This is a genomic window from Fenollaria timonensis (assembly GCF_001457835.1).
Taxonomy (GTDB): domain Bacteria; phylum Bacillota; class Clostridia; order Tissierellales; family Peptoniphilaceae; genus Fenollaria; species Fenollaria timonensis.
This window is the reverse complement of record NZ_LN898229.1, coordinates 174,675-192,436: the sequence shown is the minus strand read 5'-3', so window position 1 is coordinate 192,436 and position 17,762 is coordinate 174,675. Positions and strand designations below refer to the sequence as shown.

The following is a 17,762-nucleotide window of genomic DNA, read 5'->3' as shown; positions in this document are numbered from 1 at the left end:
TTAGTATGAAGAGATCAAAGATATTAATCAATATACTCATTGTTATAACAAGTTTATTTTTAATATACAAGGTCTACTCATACATTGACGTAAAAAGACAAGAGAAAGAGTCTGTGGACATCTATAAGAAGATTGAAGATATAGGTCTTAAGAGGACTAAGGACGCGGACGAGGACCATGGTGATGCCTATAACGGTGCTGATGAAAGTGATGATGACGCAAAGAAGGTCGACTTTGATGCGCTTGAGTCCATTAGCAAGGACATCGTCTCATGGATCGAGTCGGATGAGGGAAGTATTGACTACCCTGTCGTAAAGGGCAAGAACAATACTTACTACCTTTATCACGCGGTCACTGGCCAAAGGAATTTGGTCGGATCCATCTTCATGGACTACAGAAACGAATCGATGGCGGACCCGATGATCATGATCTACGGACACGTGGTCAAGAACGGTACGATGTTCGCTTCGCTTCATGAGTTTAAGAAGAATCCCACTGAGACTGGCTTTACTATATACACAAGGGAGCAAGATTTTAGAACCACTTGCGTCCTTGCGGCCAGGGTCTCGGGCGAGACGTATATCAATCCAAAGGATTACAAGACTTTTGAAAAAAGAAAAGAACTCTACAGCTTTCTTAAGAAGCACGCCGTGTACGACACGGGCTACGAGCTTAAGGAAGATGACCAGATCATTAATCTAGTCACATGCACTTATGAGGCCAAGAATCAAAGGCTCATAGTGATGACGGTTGTAGATAGATAAGAGATGCCTCTATGTAGTGATACATAGGGGCTTTTCTTTTACCTTGATTATGGTAATGGCGGGCTTTACTATTGGTGATGCGATTATTTACTGGCTCTATGTCAAATATTGGGGAGACTTATTGATTTAAGTCTCTCTTTTTATGTTAAAACTAACATTTGCACGTTTTTAATTTATATACTTAAAATAACACAAATTTATGTAATTTTTGCATGACTAATAAACCTATATAGGCTTATTAGGTTTTTATGATGTTTTATATATATATTTTAGTCTAAAAGCATTATTCTTTTTCTGAACCTCTCGAAGTTTCTCATACCAAAGCTGTTTCTTTTTAGTGTCTTTATCTTTGTATGTTTTCCTTCTAGTGCTCCATTTGAATGTTTGTAGTCAAATGAGTTTGTAATTTCATCAGACCAGTTTGTAAAGGCTGTTATACATGATTTAAACTCTTTAAGTTTTGATTTTTTACATATGTCTATCCATGCGTTTACCTTGTATTGTGCTTGTTCTTTGTTTTTCTGCACTAGAACTTCTTGATAGAAGGATTCTTTTAAGCCATATGCTAGTCTTAGCTCTTCGCTTATCTCTAGCATTAGAGCTGCTTCTCGCTTTTGATCATCATTAAGTTTTGGCATTGGTTTTGTAAGTATGCTTTTACTTCTTTTTAGGTATATTCTCATTTCTGCTGATGTATCTTTTTGTATTCTCTTTCTTACGTTTTCTAAGCTCCAAGAGACTTGTCTTACGAAGTGATATTTGTCTGCTATGTGTACTGCGTTTTTAAAGTATGCGTTTTTAACGTTTTTAAATGTTTTTGACATATCGCTAACAAATATCTTTACATTTTCTCTTTCTTCTTTTGGTATGTTTTTAAAGTATTCAAACAAAATATTTTCTTGCCTACTTTTAACTATGTCTATGATTTCATGTGTTATGCCATCTAGAAGTGAGCATTGATACTTGTATGAACCGCTGTCGCCTTTAAACTCGTCTATTAAAAGTACTTTTGGAAGACTTTTTCTCTCTACTGATAGGTAAGATAGGACTCTTGTAACTGTTGATGTGCTTACTGAGTATCTTCTTGATATTGACTTTATTGAGTAAAGTTCTCTAAACTCTCTAGCTATGGATGCTACTAGTCTTTTTGTCATGGTCATTTTCTTTGCTACTAGTTCTGTTTTGCTATCAATTCTTTTCCCGCAGCACTTACAGTTGTACCTAGTTTTTCTTAGGTTTATTATGCATTTTTTACCATGCATCTGTGTATCTTTTATCTTTTGAGTTCTGTGATCATGAACCCAGATATGTTTAGAACCACAGTATGGGCAGCTTTTTAACTTTTTTGTCTGTGCTTCTATAACTACTACATTTTCACCTTCTTTAAAATTGTTAACAACTACATCTTTACAAGCTAGCAAATTTATGGTATTATATTCTTGCACTTGTACACACCTCCTATGTTGTAGTGGTATTTTAAGTATAGGATAAAATGTGTGCAAGTGCAACTTTTTTTTGTAATTTTATCAAAAAAATATCTATTGAGGTTTTACTCCCCAATAGATATTATACAGCCTATTTACTTAGCCTTAACGCGCGTAAAACGTTTTTTTAATAATGATAGTTTAGTATTATATATAAAGGATAAAATATATTTTGCATGGGAGACTATAGATACATATAAATGATACATTGATAAAATTTTACAAAAACGTGCTTTACTATGATATTTTCTTATACATTCGTATTCCGCACATTTTCACTTTACAAAAATAAAGTTCTGTGGTATAATATATGTAAATCAAAGGAGAATGATTTAAATCAGTAAAGGATTACACAAAATATTAGAGAAAATATAGATATGGGGTGATGATATGCTACTGATTGAAACTTTATTTATTGTACAAATATTCATATTCGTATTCTTTCCTACTATGAAGGAACAAAATAAACTAGTGGAAGGAATCAACAACTGCGAAAGCGAAATTAAGTTCGAGAAAGTACTTATCAAGAACGACTCCGAATGGGACGCTGCTTTACAAGAAGTTTATGACATAATTAAAGGACGAAGCGACTGTAAGTTTGGTGTCACGGACTTTAAAAATATTTCGTCTAGCTATAGTAAGTCGAGGCAGACGCTGACCATTAAGCCTAAGTTTAAGCAAGATATTAGCATATTAAATGTTAAGAAAGCTAAAACTGATGGCTATGCAAAGGAATTAAAAAATGTGGTTGAATCTTGGCCTAAGAATCTCAGCGACATAGAAAAAATAGAAAAGATCAACGACTACATAATCGGTAAGTCTGACTACTACTACGAAGTGCTTAACAGCGCTCAAGGTGATAACATGACTACAAAGAATGGTTTTTATTACTATTCTTGGCAAGCCATCATGGACAAAGGCAAAGGTGTATGCGAAGCGTACTCGAGTCTTTTTAACCGTATGTGTGAGCTATGCGGCATTGAATCAGAAACTGTTACAAATGCTGATCACGCTTGGAACAGAGCAAAGGTCAATGGCGAGTGGAAATACTTCGACGTAACTTGGAATGACACTACTAATAAACATAGGAAGTACTTTAACTTAACTCAAGCGCAAATGGCCGCTGACGGCGAACATTAATTAATATGAGATATTGCGAGGTCTGCATCATATGATGCGGACCTTTTTCTGCGATTGACAAAGAAGATTCTTTGATATAAAATGTAAGTAGAAAATGATATAAGGAGTGATATACATGGCAGAATATAAAGAAACGCTTAAGAAGGTACTTGATGAATTTCAAGCTGAGGCGAATTTAAAGGAAGGCGAGATACTTGTCGTGGGCTGCTCAACAAGTGAAGTCGTTGGCGGACGTATAGGCAAAGCATCGTCAATGGATGTCGCTAAAGATTTTATCGATGTCTTTATGGATTTTGCGGAAGAAAACAAAATCTTCCTTGCATTTCAATGCTGCGAGCACTTAAACAGAGCCATAGTTACTACAAGGGAGTGCATGGAGAAATACTTCCTTGAAGAAGTGAGCGTGGTGCCTAAGATGCACGCGGGCGGATCGATGGCGACTATCGCCTACAAAAAGTTAGCTAATCCAGTCGTAGTTGAATGGATTCAGGCACATGGCGGCCTTGACATCGGCGATACATTTATCGGTATGCACATCAAAGCTGTTGCAGTGCCTGTTAGAGTCAGCATTAAGGAGATAGGTGAAGCGCATCTAACACTTGTTAGAAGAAGACCTAAGCTAATAGGCGGAGAAAGAGCACAATATAAGTAGACTTATGAGGAGTGATGAGCTCCTCTTTTTTATTGGGCGTGGCTATACAAGTGCCGCGCTATACATCCGCCGCGCACTATACATCCGCCGCGCGTCATATATCTGCCGCGCTTTTCTTTAGCAGAATAACTTAAGATGGCGAGGCCATTAGCGTAAGAAAAAACTATTCGTGGCAAGGCCATAAGCATGGTGAAAATTATCAAAATAATCTCTCTGACTGCTTTACAAAAAGCGCAATATATGATAAAATGATAGGAGAATAATTTTAATCAAAAAGCAAAGGAGGATAAAATGTACGATATAATTGTAGTGGGCGCCGGCCCTGCAGGTGTCTCTGCTGCTCTATATGCTAAGAGCCGCGGCTTCAATGTACTTTTGCTTGAAAAGGACGAAGTTGGCGGTCTTATAAAAAGTGTTTCGCACGTGACTCACTATGTGGGTTTATCTGAGGACGAATCGGGCGAAACGTTCAGGGAAAAGCTTGAGGCTCAAATCGCGGACGCGGACATCGAGCTAAAGTACGAAGAGGTTATCGAGCTTGATTTAAGATATGAGCTAAAAAAGGTTAAGACTAGACAAAATTCATACAATGCCAAGGCGGTTATACTTGCGATGGGATCTACTCCAAAGGATTTAGGTCTTGAAAATGAAAAGGAGATCGGGGTTGAACACTCTGCTTTGGGGCTTGATGAGGAGATTGAGGACAGAATCATCTTCGTGGCGGGTGGCTCGGACGGAGCGGCTAAGGAAGCTTTATATCTATCAAAGCTTGCGAAGAAGGTCTACCTTGTCGAAGAAAAGGACGAGCTTGGCATGATTGATGAGTTCAAAGAAAAGATTGAAGCTTCTGACAATATCGAGGCGATGACATCCTCCAAGATTGTGAGTGCAAGCGGAACTAGGGACAAGATCACTGAAGTTTGTATTTACGATTCGGCTGAAAAGGAAGAAAAACTATTTGAGAATGGCGAGGACGAATTTTTAATATTTGCCTACATTGGTCAAAGGCCAAACACTGAATTAATCAAGGACAGCGTTGAGATGGCTGGTCCATATATCAAGACTGACGGAGTTAAGACATCTATCCCAGGTGTATTTGCCTGTGGCGACATTATAGATAAAAAGATAAGACAGATAGCAACTGCTGTAGCTGAGGGCTGCACTTGCGCTATCGAAGCACAAAAATATTTAGGATATTAATATTAAAAAGAGGGGTGTAAAGATGGAGTTTATTGGAGACGCATTAACATTTGACGATATACTACTAGTACCAAATTTTTCGGAGATATTGCCAAAACAAACTAATACTGAAACAAGATTAACTAAAAAGATCAAGCTAAACATACCGATGATGAGTGCTGGTATGGATACTGTTACTGAATCAAAGATGGCTATCGCGATGGCGAGAGAAGGCGGTATTGGTATCATTCACAAGAACATGTCGATCGAGGACCAAGCTATCGAAGTTGACAGGGTAAAAAGAAGTGAACACGGTGTAATCACTGATCCATTCTATTTATCTGCTGAACACAAGATTGCTGACGCTGAAGCTATTATGAAAAAGTACAAGATTTCTGGTGTGCCTATAACTGATGAAGACGGCAAACTTGTTGGTATCATCACTAACAGGGACATGAGATTCGAAACTAATATGGAAAAGAAGATTGACGATGTCATGACTAAGGAAAACCTTGTAACTGGCAAGGTTGGCGTATCTATGGACGAAGCTTTAGAGGAAATGAAGGTTCATAAGATTGAAAAGCTTCCTATAGTTGATGACGACTTCCATTTGAGAGGATTAATCACTATTAAGGATATAGAAAAATCCATCGAATTCCCTAACTCGGCTAAGGACGAACAAGGCAGACTTCTTTGCGGAGCGGCTGTTGGTATAACTGAGGACATGCTTGAAAGGGTTAAGGCTCTTTATGAAGCAAAGGTTGACGTTATCGTTCTAGATACTGCTCACGGTCACTCAAAGGGTGTACTTGACGCGGTTAGAAGCATTAAGAAGGAATTCCCTGACTTACAAGTCATAGCAGGAAACGTGGCAACTTACGAAGGCACTAAGGCTCTTATGGATGCTGGTGCTGACTGCGTTAAAGTTGGTATCGGACCTGGATCTATCTGTACAACTAGAGTTGTTACTGGTATCGGTGTTCCTCAAGTAAGTGCTATCATGGCGGCTTACAAGGCATCTCAAGAAACTGGCATACCTATAATTGCTGATGGTGGTATCAAATACTCAGGAGACATCACTAAGGCTATAGCTGCTGGTGCGGATGTTGTTATGATGGGATCACTATTCGCAGGTACTGACGAATCACCAGGAGAAGAAGTTATCTTCGAAGGCAGAAGATATAAGGAATATAGAGGCATGGGCTCACTTGCAGCAATGAAAGCTGGTTCATCTGACAGATATTTCCAATCAAAGGCTAAGAAGTACGTACCAGAAGGTGTTGAAGGTAGAGTTCATTACAAAGGAAAAGTTGGAGAAGTTATTTATCAATTACTTGGCGGCTTAAAATCAGGTATGGGCTACCTTGGATGCAAAGACATTCCTACTTTAAAGACAAATTCAAAATACGTTCAAATTACAAGTGCATCACTAATTGAAAACCATCCACACGATATCACTATAACTAAGGAAACTCCTAACTATTCCCCAAAGAGCTATAGGGACTAAGATATGGAAAGAATGAAAAATGTTTTAGATAAAGGATACGTAAGGCTTGTAAACCACTTAGGTAGCGACCTTACTATAGTAAACGCGGCAAGAGTTTCTTATCAAAAAGAATCTTTTGAATTAGATAAAAATGACGAGAAATTAATTAGTTTTTTAGCTAAGAATGATCACACATCGCCATTTAGACATGCGATGCTACAATTCGAAGTGTATGCGCCACTTATGGTAGCAAGACAATGGTGGAAGTACATCGTTGGTTCATCTCACATGGAAGGCATTGGCGACACAATGAACGGCTGGAATGAATCTTCAAGACGCTATGTTACTGAAGAACCAGTTTTCTATGTGCCAAGCGAAAATGAATGGAGAAGCATGCCTGACAACAAAAAGCAAGGCAGCGGCGATCCAGTTGCGACTGAATTAGGAGCTGAATACACAAAAGATTTACTTGAGCTTATAGAAAAAGGCGAAGGACTTTACGAAAAAGCTATGGAAGACGGCATTTGCTCTGAACAAGCAAGACTTTTCCTACCAGCTTACGGCTTATATGTAAGATGGTACTGGACTGCATCTCTTCAATCGGTTGCGCACTTTGTTAAGCAAAGGATGGACGCACACGCGCAAAAGGAAATTAGAGATTACGCAAAAGTTGTCTACGACTTAAGCTTAGAGGAATTCCCAGTAGCTATGAAGGCTCTTATCGAGCACGCAAATTAATGATAATATATTTTACAAGGCACGGATTAACTAAATACAACAAGGAGAGGAGAATTCAAGGCTTACTTGATTCTCCTCTTACACTTGAGGGCAAAGTGAAGGCGAAGGAGCTAGGGACTAGATTAAAAGATGAAGGCATAGAAGTCATATACTCCTCTGACCAAAAGAGGGCTATGGATAGCGCGAAAATTATTAACGAAGCGCTTGGGCTAGATATAATAGCTGACAAAAGACTTAGAGAAGTATCAATGCTTAGCCACGAGGGTATGACTTGGGCCGAGAGCGTTGCGGCTGACCCTGAGCGCGAAGACTTGATTATGTCGAGGCCGGACCTTTTTAATGAAGGCGGCATCTACCCATATAGAGACGCACGTGAAGACGCCGAGGCCTTTATTGAAGCACTCGTGAAAAAAGATTATAAGAAGGTACTCGTTGTGACTCACGGCAGCAAGCTAAGAGTGATAACTACAGTACTAGAAGGACTTGGCTTAAAGGATACAAATAAGGTTGAGCTCATAAAGGGGCTGAGCCTTAAGATATATGTTTACGATGAAGGCGCGTTTAAGCTCCTTCATGACGATAAAGAATACGACAACTTTGTATAGGAGGCAAAATTGACAGAAGATAGATACATGAACCCCTTGGTTCGAGAGCCAATATATAAATAACTAATTAAATACGCTGTTCCATCGATATTAGCCTTCTTGGTAAGTGCTATATACAATATAGTCGATCAAATCTTTATCGGCAATATAGTCGGACACTTGGGTAACGCTGCTACTACAGTCAGTTTCCCCATAACCACAATATCAACGGCACTTGCCCTATTGCTAGGCATAGGAACCGCGTCAAACTACAGCATCTACAAGGGTAGAGGCGAGGATGAAAGAGCAGAAAGGATAGTCGCGACAGGCATCACAGGACTTTTATTTTTCGCAGGACTTGAGATTACCTTGGTTATGGTATACTTAGAGCCGCTACTAAAATTATTCGGCGCGAGCGAAAACATATTCCAATACGCATATGACTATGCCTCAATCACATCCATGGCCATAGTGTTCATAGTATTTTCGACAGCTCTATCACATATAATCAGGGCAGATGGTTCACCAAAGTACGCGATGATGCTCAACGTTACAGGCGCGCTACTAAATGTAGTTTTGGACTATATATTTATGGTTTCATTAAATATGGGCATCAAAGGCGCTGCATGGGCGACATTCATCGGACAAACTGTGAGCTTTTTACTAGCACTTTATTATATATTTTTCTTAAAAGACGAGCCAATTCGTAAAAAAGATTTTAAGATATATCCAGAGGAGCTAGGCGCCATACTTAAGCTTGGTTCGGCGGCTTGCATCAATCAATTGGCCATGGTAGTCGTTCAGATAGTTATGAATAACGTCATGACTTACTACGGTGCGATGAGTAAGTACGGACCCGACATACCGCTAGCCGCAGTCGGTATAGCATCAAAGCTCTACATCGTGCTTATCGGCTTCAACATAGGTCTCGCTCAAGGCGGACAGCCAATCATCGGCTATAATTACGGAGCCAAAATCTACATACGTGTTAAAGACACTTATCTAACAACGATTAAAGTCTCAATCATTTACAGCACGATATTCTTCTTATTAGTTGAGATTTGGCCACATGCCTTTGTCAACATCTTTGGTAAAGGCGACGAGCTATATATGGAGTTTACTACCATACTACTTCGTATAACTATGATTATGACGGCACTTAACGGACTTCAACCGATCACGGCAAACTTTTACACATCAATCGGCAAGGCACGTTTAGGTATATTCGTCTCATTAACAAGGCAAGTGCTCTTCTATTTGCCACTTATTATAGTTTTGCCACGTTTCTTTGGCATACTAGGAGCGCTTTATGCAACACCAATCGCAGACTTCATAGCCTTTCTACTAGCAATGTTCTTTGTTATTAGAGAGTTCAAGGCCATGAGCAAGGCGGGAGATGAGGTAATTTTAGATGCAGAAATTCATTAAGTTTTTTAAAATATTTTTAATATCGCTACTAGTTTTTATACTATTCTTCGGGCTATATTATTACAGAAAGCTGTCAAAGAAAGACAACAAGCTAGTTATAGTCGACGAAACTAAGATAAATCAAAAGACTGAGGAGAAGCTTGAGGGCGAGTTGGTCTTTGCTTTCTTTGGTATTGACGGGGAGCATGGTCTTGATTACATCAAGAAAAAACTAACGGCTCTTGATGGCAAAACTGGTGAAGACAGGTATTTTACTACAGGAAACCCATCTGACACGATAATGCTTGTTAAGATTGACAAGAAAACGGGTAAAGTAAATGTAGTGAGCATACCAAGAGACACTAAGGTTAAGATAGCTGGGCACGAGGGCATGAGAAAGATCAATGCATCTTTCGCGAAGGACGGTCCATACGCAGCCATCGACACGCTTAGAGAGTTTTCAAACGTTGATGTCACTAATTACATCGCAGTTGACTACAAAGGCGTTAAGGCCATAGTCGACATTATAGGCGGGGTTGAGATCGACGTGCCATTTGACATGGACTACGATGACCCGACAGACTCGCCGCCACTACACATTCATTTGAAGAAAGGCAAGCAAAAACTAGATGGCAAGGGCGCGATGGAGTTTCTTAGATTTAGAAAGTCAAATAAAGGTCAAGGCGATAAATTCCTTGGCGACGTCGGCAGAGTCACTCATCAACAGTACTTTATCCAGGAGCTTATGAAGCAAACGCTTAGCGCAAACAACGTGACTAAGCTGCCACGCATGATACAGGCAGGACTTGAGCATATACTCACAAACATTAGCATAGATGAAATGCTTGAACTGGCCAAAGTCTTTACATCATATTCGCAAGATAAGCTTACGATCGAGACTATACCAGGCACAGACAAGTACGAGGGCGGCGCTTCCTACTTCATCGCAGATGAGGAAGAGACTGCTAAACTATTCACAAAGATATTTAAGTAAAGGGAGGAAGAAAGATGGACGCATTTTATTTTTATAATCCGGTTAAAATTCATTTTGGAGAAGGATCAATCAGGGCGCTAAAGGAAGAGATGAAGCCATATAAGAAGGTTTTACTTACTTATGGCAAGGGCAGCATCAAGAAGAACGGCATCTACGATAAGGTTATGGAAGCGCTTGAAGGTAAGGAAGTTTACGAACTTTCAGACATAATGCCAAACCCAAGAGTTGAGAAAGTTTATGAAGGCATCAAACTTGTAAAGGATCACGACATAGACTTTATCCTAGCAGTTGGCGGGGGCTCAACTATTGACTGCTCTAAGGCAATAGCTGCTGGCGCAAAGACTGACGAAGACTTTTGGAAGAAATATTTCATTGACAAAGACGATGTTTTAGATGCAACTCCATTAGGAAGCGTTTTGACAATGGCTGGAACAGGCAGTGAAATGGATAACGGCGGCGTTATCACTAACTGGGAGGAACAAAAGAAGATAGGTTTCGGTGGCGAGCCATGCTATCCAAAATTTTCTATCCTTGATCCGACATACACATATTCATTACCAAAGCACCACTTAATCAGCGGTACAGTAGATATGTTCAGCCACATCATGGAAGAGTATTTCTCAATGCCTGACGAAGAAAACACTACTGACGAAATCAGTGAAGCACTTATGAGAACTGTAATTGAAAACATCTATATAGCTTTAGAAGACCCAAGAAACTACAGAGCAAGAGCAAATCTTATGTGGGCATCAACACTTGCAATAAACGGTCTAACATCACTTGGCAAGCGCTCAGACTGGCTAAGCCACAGACTTGAACATACATTATCAGCCTTCTACGACGTTTCACACGGTATGGGACTTGCAGTAATGCATCCAAATTACCTAAAATATGTTTACAAGGGACATGAAAAGAAATTTAGAAGATGGGCGGAAAACGTTTGGAAGATGGATACATCTAATATGACAGACGATGAAGCCGCAATCAAATCCATTGAAAAGCTTCAAGACTTCTTCAAATCCATTGGCGCACCAACAACACTTAAAGAGCTTGATATACCAAGGGACTCAATCGAAGCCATGGCAAAGAAGACAGATGTTTACAAGACAAGCTACTCGGATCTAAAACTTGAAGACATTATCAATATTTACGAACAAGCATACGAATAAACTATATATAAAGGAAGATAGTTTTAATTGAAAGACATAGAGACAGAAAGACTAATCTTAAGAGACGCGAACGTAGACGACGCCGAAGATATGTTTGAGTACGCAAAGCTTGAGGAAGTGACAAAGTATCTTTCGTGGAAGCCGCATATAAGCGTTAAAGACTCAGAGAAATTATTAGACTCGCTTAGTAAAGAAGCAAAAGAGAAAGACTCATACGCGCTCAAGGCAATCGTCCTAAAAGAAAATGACAAGATGATTGGGACCATAGACGCGAGAATCTTTGGCGAAGGACTAAGGGACGCCGAGTTCGGTTATTGCCTAAATCCAAAGTACTGGAACAAAGGCTACATGAGCGAGGCACTGAAAGCGTTTATGGAAGCGCTTCATAAGGAGCATGGCATAGAGAATGTATTCGGCTCATTCGAAAGAGAAAATATAGCATCAAAGAGAGTCATGCAGAAGAATGAGATGTATTATTACGAGACGGTGAAGAGGAACTTTAAGAATAAGGGGGAAGTGGAGCTCATTAGATATAAGGAGTTAAGACTTTCTTAATGATATAAGTTGTATTAATGGCAGTGAGTGTGGACTCACTGCTTTTTTATGTGCAAAGGCAGATGGTATGTGACGAGGGCATAATAAGTGATGAGCGAATGGCATGTGACGGGCAGATGATAAGTGACGAGGCAAAATTTCTATTCTTTCTCGTTCAAACTGCGTCTGAGGCTCGTTCAATTTTTGTCAATGCTCTAGTACATTTGTACAATCCGCTTGTCAAAAAACTCCACTTCGCCTCATACATAACTTTGCTCCAAGAAATAATTAGAAATTTTAATAGTAAAAGTAATTAGATGAGATAAAGAATAAAACAATGAATGTAGTTTTACTTATTTTCTGTTATATATACACTATAAATAGTATTAATTTTATAAGTAATATACAAGTGTTAAAATAATTTAAAAAAAATTATAAATTGCAACAATAAGTTAGCCACCCAGACATCATATAGACTAAATGTATAGTATAGCTTAAAAGTATTTATTTTTATTAAACTAGATACTTTTAAGCTGTTTTATTTCCTTTATGAACTCTTCTTTTGCAGTTTTGTAATTAAAGATTTTTCTTGGCAAATTATTCATCCACTCGTTTATTCTGTATATTTTTTCTTTTGATACTTCTTCTATTGATGTGCCTTTTTGTATAAATCTTCGTATTAATTTATGTTGACATTCACTAGTTCCTCTTTCCCATGATGTATATGGATGACAAAAATATATATCTACATATTCTGCTAATTCTGATAAGCTTGAAAATTCTGAACCATTATCTGATGTTATACTTTTAAATATTTCTTTGTTTAACTGCGCATTATCTTTTAAGAATTTAAGTCCAATGTCTACTGCATCGGGTGTTTTTCCATGTATTTTTATCAGCTTTTCATATCTTGTTTTTCTTTCTACTAATGTAAGTAGTACTGGATCTGTCTTTTTCTTTTTACCTATAACTGTATCTATTTCCCAGTGGCCGAATTCTTCTCTTGTTTGTATTTTATCTGGTCTTTCTTCTATGGATATGCCAAGCTTTTTCTTGTTTTGTCTTGTTCTTCTTGTGCTATTTTTGTTTTTTCTCTTTACTTTTTCTAGTAGATCTATATTTTTTGTTTTCATTAGTGACTTATTTATCCAGTTGTAGAGGCTTTTTGTTGATGGTATTTCTGATGATGGAAAGAGTCTATTTGCTTTTGCGTATCCAACACATACATCTGGAGACCATTTATCTTTTAACATTTTATTGTCTGCCCATTTAAGAAATTCGACTATATCTATATATTTTGGTCTTCTTCCGCAAGAAGATCTATTGTTTATATATACCTCATAATTAGTTAAGGCAAAGTATTTTTCATCGTAGTAAGTATATGTTTTGTTATTACTTTTTATTATTCTCTTTTGCTTTACTGTGCCTTTCTTTATTGCGTTGTTTATTGTCTGCGGGGCTCTATTTAGCCTTCTTGCTATCTCTCTGTTGCTATGTCCATCTATTTTCCATGCCTGTATTAATGACATTTCATGTAGTGATAGATGTGAATTTTTCTTGCGTTCTGTAAATTCTATGGTATAATTTATATGAGTCATGTGTACCTCCGTATAGTTGTTTTTTTGTTTGTTACTAATACTATACCATATGTACACATGATTTTTTTATTTGGTGGCTAAGTTAATTATACAATCTTCCATTTAAAAAAAATTAAAAAAAGCTAAAAAAGACTTGACAAAGGTAAGTAATAAATGGTAGAATGGATAAGTCATCTGGAAAAACCATATGACAAGCAAAACTGAATAAAAGTGAAAAGAACGATTTAAACCAATCAATTTTTTTATTGATAAATAATTTCGAATTTAAGAGCCAAGGATAACTTGGGATTAAATAACCATTTAATCGAGAGTTTGATCCTGGCTCAGGACGAACGCTGGCGGCGTGCTTAACACATGCAAGTCGAACGATGAAAGTCGTTTTGATATCTTCGGATTGATAAACTTCTGGATTAGTGGCGGACGGGTGAGTAACGCGTGAGCAATCTGCCTTACACAAAGGGATAGCCTCGGGAAACCGGGATTAATACCATATGATATCTACAAGCCGCATGGTCTATAGATTAAAGAATTTCGGTGTAAGATGAGCTCGCGTCCCATTAATTAGTTGGTGAGGGTAACGGCCCACCAAGATAGCGATGGGTAGCCGATCTAAGAGGATGACCGGTNAAGAAGATCTATTGTTTATATATACCTCATAATTAGTTAAGGCAAAGTATTTTTCATCGTAGTAAGTATATGTTTTGTTATTACTTTTTATTATTCTCTTTTGCTTTACTGTGCCTTTCTTTATTGCGTTGTTTATTGTCTGCGGGGCTCTATTTAGCCTTCTTGCTATCTCTCTGTTGCTATGTCCATCTATTTTCCATGCCTGTATTAATGACATTTCATGTAGTGATAGATGTGAATTTTTCTTGCGTTCTGTAAATTCTATGGTATAATTTATATGAGTCATGTGTACCTCCGTATAGTTGTTTTTTTGTTTGTTACTAATACTATACCATATGTACACATGATTTTTTTATTTGGTGGCTAAGTTAATTATACAATCTTCCATTTAAAAAAAATTAAAAAAAGCTAAAAAAGACTTGACAAAGGTAAGTNAAGGTAGCCGTATCGGAAGGTGCGGCTGGATCACCTCCTTTCTAAGGAGAACATTAGTTCTTTTCACTTTGAGTTCTGCTTTATGGGGGTGTAGCTCAGTTGGGAGAGCACCTGCCTTGCAAGCAGGGGGTCAGGAGTTCGAATCTCCTCATCTCCACCATGGCATTTCAAAAGAAAAGCCAAAACCAAATAAAACTTAATAACCATAATCAAATGAAAACGAAACGACATTTATAAAGAAAATAAATACAGTAAATTTTAACAATAAGCGTTAAAGGATTTTAAAAAAAATAGGTCAAGTTACTAAGAGCGCAGGGCGGATGCCTTGGCACCAAGAGGCGAAGAAGGACGTAGAAAGCTGCGAAAAGCTCCCTAGATCTGCAAACAAGAAACGAAAGGGAGATATCCGAATGGGGCAACCCACTTAAGCAAACCTTAAGTATCTATATATGAATAAAATAGTATATAGAGGCAATACCGGGAGAACTGAAACATCTAAGTACCCCGAGGAAAAGAAAGAAACATCGATTTTCAAAGTAGCGGCGAGCGAAATGGAAAGAGCCCGCTTAAAGAAATACTAAGAAAGTATCCGAATGATCTTGGAAAAATCATCCAAAGAAAGTGAAAGACTTGTAGGAAAAGATATTAGTGTTTCAATAAGCTTTACGAGTACCACAAGGCACGAGAAACCTGGTGGGAATACGGGAGGACCACCTCCCAAGGCTAAATACTACTTGGTGACCGATAGAGAACAGTACCGTGAGGGAAAGGTAAAAAGAACCCCGAAAGGGGAGTGAAATAGAACCTGAAACCCTGCGTTTACAAGCAAAGAAAGCACGTGAAAAGTGCAATCTTGTACTTTTTGTAGAACGGGCCAGCGAGTTACTTTTGTAAGCAAGGTTAAGAAGTTAAGCTTCGAAGCCGAAGAGAAATCAAGTCTTAATAGGGCGACATAGTTTACAGGAGTAGACCCGAAACCAGGTGACCTATCCATGAGCAGAGTGAAGTTAAAGTAAAATTTAATGGAGGCTCGAACCGGGTGTGGTTTAAAACACATCGGATGACTTGTGGATAGGGGTGAAAAGCCAATCGAACCTGGAGATAGCTGGTTCTCCTCGAAATAGCTTTAGGGCTAGCCTTTAGGATGTTTAATGGAGGTAGAGCTACTGACTGGTTGCGGGGTGTTTATACATTACCAAAACCTATCAAACTCCGAATGCCAAGAAAACAAACCTAAGGAGTCAGACTATGTGGGATAAGCTTCATAGTCGAAAGGGAAAGAGCCCAGACCATCAGCTAAGGTCCCTAAATACCGATTAAGTGGTAAAGGATGTGAAGTTACCCAAACAACTAGGATGTTGGCTTAGAAGCAGCCATACATTTAAAGAGTGCGTAATAGCTCACTAGTCGAGTGACCTTGCGCCGAAGATTTCCGGGGCTAAATCGGATACCGAAGCTATGGACTCATTCTTGAGTGGTAGAGGAGCATTGTGTAATAGGTAGAAGCAGTATCGAAAGGCGCTGTGGACGAAACACAAGAGAGAATGCTGGCATAAGTAGCGAGAAGGAGTGTGAGAATCACTCCCGTCGAAAACCTAAGGGTTCCTGAGCAAGGCTCGTCCCCTCAGGGTAAGTCGGGACCTAAGGCGAGGCCGAAAGGCGTAGCCGATGGACAAGTAGTAAAAATTCTACTACTATCAATTATCGTATAAATGAAGCGGGGACACAGAAGGATAAGCTAAGCGTACCAGATGGAAGAGTACGCTCAAATAAAAAGGCATGCCCGGAGTAATGACCAGGCTAAGCCAATTTATGATGAGGATCGAAAATAAGTAGAGAAGTAGCCGATTTCACACTGTCAAGAAAAGCCGCTAAATAGATAAAAGATACCCGTACCGTAAACCGACACAGGTAGGAAAGGAGAGAATCCTAAGACGCGCGGAAGAACCTTTGTTAAGGAACTCGGCAAAATGACCCCGTAAGTTAGCGAGAAGGGGAGCCAGAGCGATTTGGCCGCAGTGAATAGGCCCAAGCGACTGTTTACCAAAAACACAAGTTTCTGCTAAGTCGAAAGACGACGTATAGGAGCTGACACCTGCCCGGTGCTGGAAGGTTAAGGGGAAATGTTAGCAATAGCGAAGCATAGAACTTAAGCCCCAGTAAACGGCGGCCGTAACTATAACGGTCCTAAGGTAGCGAAATTCCTTGTCGGGTAAGTTCCGACCCGCACGAAAGGTGTAACGATTTGGGCACTGTCTCAACAAAGGATCCGGTGAAATTGAAGTAATGGTAAAGATGCCATTTACCCGCGACAGGACGGAAAGACCCCATGGAGCTTTACTGTAGGCTGACATTGGATTTCGGTAGTACATGTACAGAATAGGTGGGAGACAAAGATCCTGGTACGCAAGTATCAGAGGAGTCAAAAAGTGGGATACCACTCCTGTAGTGCTGGAATTCTAACCTTGAGCCGTGATCCGGTTTAGGGACACTGTCAGTTGGGCAGTTTGACTGGGGCGGTCGCCTCCCAAAAAGTAACGGAGGCGTTCAAAGGTTCCCTCAGCACGGACGGAAATCGTGCAAAGAGTACAAAGGCAGANAAATGAGCCGGGGTGGCGGAACAGGCAGACGCACAGGACTTAAAATCCTGCGACCCTTAAAGGTCGTATCGGTTCGATTCCGATCCTCGGCACCAAAAAGACATCGCGGGATGGAGCAGCTGGCAGCTCGTCGGGCTCATAACCCGAAGGTCGCAGGTTCAAATCCTGCTCCCGCAACCATAAGATTACGGGGATAGATAAAGTCCTGAGAAAGACTATCAACAAGACGGTTCAGCAGACGTTTTTATCCAATCGAGCATAGCAAAGCTTGCTCTCTTGGAAAAACGGTTGCACTTGACCTACTAGAGTTCGCCCTAGCGTGCTCACTAAGTTAGGTCAATGAAATCCTGCTCCCGCAACCATAATTATCT

The 17,762-nt window shown here is 39.4% G+C and carries 13 protein-coding genes, 1 tRNA gene, 1 rRNA gene, 1 pseudogene and 1 other annotated feature; of the genes and pseudogenes, 13 read left to right on the top strand and 3 right to left on the bottom strand.

Features of this window, described 5'->3' with window-relative positions:
• Nucleotides 1–5: 5 nt before the first annotated feature.
• Entirely contained in the window at nt 6–764 is a 759-nt protein-coding gene (locus BN3004_RS00990; protein WP_058259426.1) for a class B sortase, read from the top strand.
• A gap of 269 nt (nt 765–1,033) precedes the next feature.
• Here BN3004_RS00990 and BN3004_RS00985 read toward each other — a convergent pair whose 3' ends face one another.
• The gene (locus tag BN3004_RS00985; protein WP_058259271.1) at nt 1,034–2,209 is read right to left on the bottom strand and encodes an ISL3 family transposase; all 1,176 of its coding nucleotides are present in this window, start codon (nt 2,207–2,209) and stop codon (nt 1,034–1,036) included.
• Nucleotides 2,210–2,638: 429 nt separating this feature from the next.
• Here BN3004_RS00985 and BN3004_RS00980 point away from each other — a divergent pair, with 429 nt between their 5' ends.
• The 10 genes from BN3004_RS00980 to BN3004_RS00935 all read left to right on the top strand — a co-directional run bounded on the left by BN3004_RS00980 (nt 2,639) and on the right by BN3004_RS00935 (nt 12,152).
• Entirely contained in the window at nt 2,639–3,388 is a 750-nt protein-coding gene (locus BN3004_RS00980; RefSeq protein WP_058259425.1) for a transglutaminase domain-containing protein, read from the top strand.
• A gap of 115 nt (nt 3,389–3,503) precedes the next feature.
• The gene (locus BN3004_RS00975; protein WP_058259424.1) at nt 3,504–4,040 is read left to right on the top strand and encodes a TIGR01440 family protein; all 537 of its coding nucleotides are present in this window, start codon (nt 3,504–3,506) and stop codon (nt 4,038–4,040) included.
• 291 nt (nt 4,041–4,331) lie between these two features.
• Complete coding sequence (locus tag BN3004_RS00970; protein ID WP_058259423.1) at nt 4,332–5,240, top strand: NAD(P)/FAD-dependent oxidoreductase; 909 nt, start codon at nt 4,332–4,334, stop codon at nt 5,238–5,240.
• Nucleotides 5,241–5,262: 22 nt separating this feature from the next.
• Nucleotides 5,263–6,726, top strand: coding sequence for an IMP dehydrogenase (guaB, locus tag BN3004_RS00965; RefSeq protein WP_058259422.1), 1,464 nt, complete (start codon nt 5,263–5,265; stop codon nt 6,724–6,726).
• A 3-nt stretch (nt 6,727–6,729) separates the two neighbouring features.
• Nucleotides 6,730–7,443 (top strand): FAD-dependent thymidylate synthase, encoded by a 714-nt coding sequence (thyX, locus tag BN3004_RS00960; RefSeq protein ID WP_058259421.1) that lies wholly within the window; start codon nt 6,730–6,732, stop codon nt 7,441–7,443.
• The gene (locus BN3004_RS00955; protein ID WP_058259420.1) at nt 7,443–8,048 is read left to right on the top strand and encodes a histidine phosphatase family protein; all 606 of its coding nucleotides are present in this window, start codon (nt 7,443–7,445) and stop codon (nt 8,046–8,048) included. The genes thyX and BN3004_RS00955 overlap by 1 nt, the downstream gene beginning before the upstream one ends.
• 66 nt (nt 8,049–8,114) lie before the next feature.
• A complete protein-coding gene (locus tag BN3004_RS00950) occupies nt 8,115–9,455 on the top strand; it encodes an MATE family efflux transporter (protein ID WP_349267117.1) in 1,341 nt (446 codons plus the stop codon).
• Nucleotides 9,439–10,428, top strand: coding sequence for an LCP family protein (locus BN3004_RS00945; RefSeq protein WP_058259419.1), 990 nt, complete (start codon nt 9,439–9,441; stop codon nt 10,426–10,428). The genes BN3004_RS00950 and BN3004_RS00945 overlap by 17 nt, the downstream gene beginning before the upstream one ends.
• Before the next feature lie 14 nt (nt 10,429–10,442).
• The gene (locus BN3004_RS00940) at nt 10,443–11,597 is read left to right on the top strand and encodes an iron-containing alcohol dehydrogenase (protein WP_058259418.1); all 1,155 of its coding nucleotides are present in this window, start codon (nt 10,443–10,445) and stop codon (nt 11,595–11,597) included.
• A gap of 27 nt (nt 11,598–11,624) precedes the next feature.
• Entirely contained in the window at nt 11,625–12,152 is a 528-nt protein-coding gene (locus BN3004_RS00935; RefSeq protein ID WP_058259417.1) for a GNAT family N-acetyltransferase, read from the top strand.
• 497 nt (nt 12,153–12,649) lie between these two features.
• Here the strand turns inward: BN3004_RS00935 and BN3004_RS00925 are convergent, their stop codons facing one another.
• Nucleotides 12,650–13,729 (bottom strand): IS30 family transposase, encoded by a 1,080-nt coding sequence (locus tag BN3004_RS00925; protein WP_058259272.1) that lies wholly within the window; start codon nt 13,727–13,729, stop codon nt 12,650–12,652.
• Between the two features lie 347 nt (nt 13,730–14,076).
• Nucleotides 14,077–14,404 (top strand) — a sequence feature (16S ribosomal RNA rRNA prediction is too short).
• 79 nt (nt 14,405–14,483) lie between these two features.
• A pseudogene (locus tag BN3004_RS08410) lies at nt 14,484–14,642 on the bottom strand (helix-turn-helix domain-containing protein); the annotation flags it as partial.
• Between the two features lie 233 nt (nt 14,643–14,875).
• Here BN3004_RS08410 and BN3004_RS00915 point away from each other — a divergent pair.
• Both BN3004_RS00915 and BN3004_RS08180 read left to right on the top strand, forming a co-directional pair.
• A tRNA-Ala gene (locus BN3004_RS00915) sits at nt 14,876–14,951 on the top strand.
• A gap of 133 nt (nt 14,952–15,084) precedes the next feature.
• Nucleotides 15,085–17,564 (top strand): 23S ribosomal RNA (locus BN3004_RS08180).
• Nucleotides 17,565–17,762 lie beyond the last annotated feature (198 nt).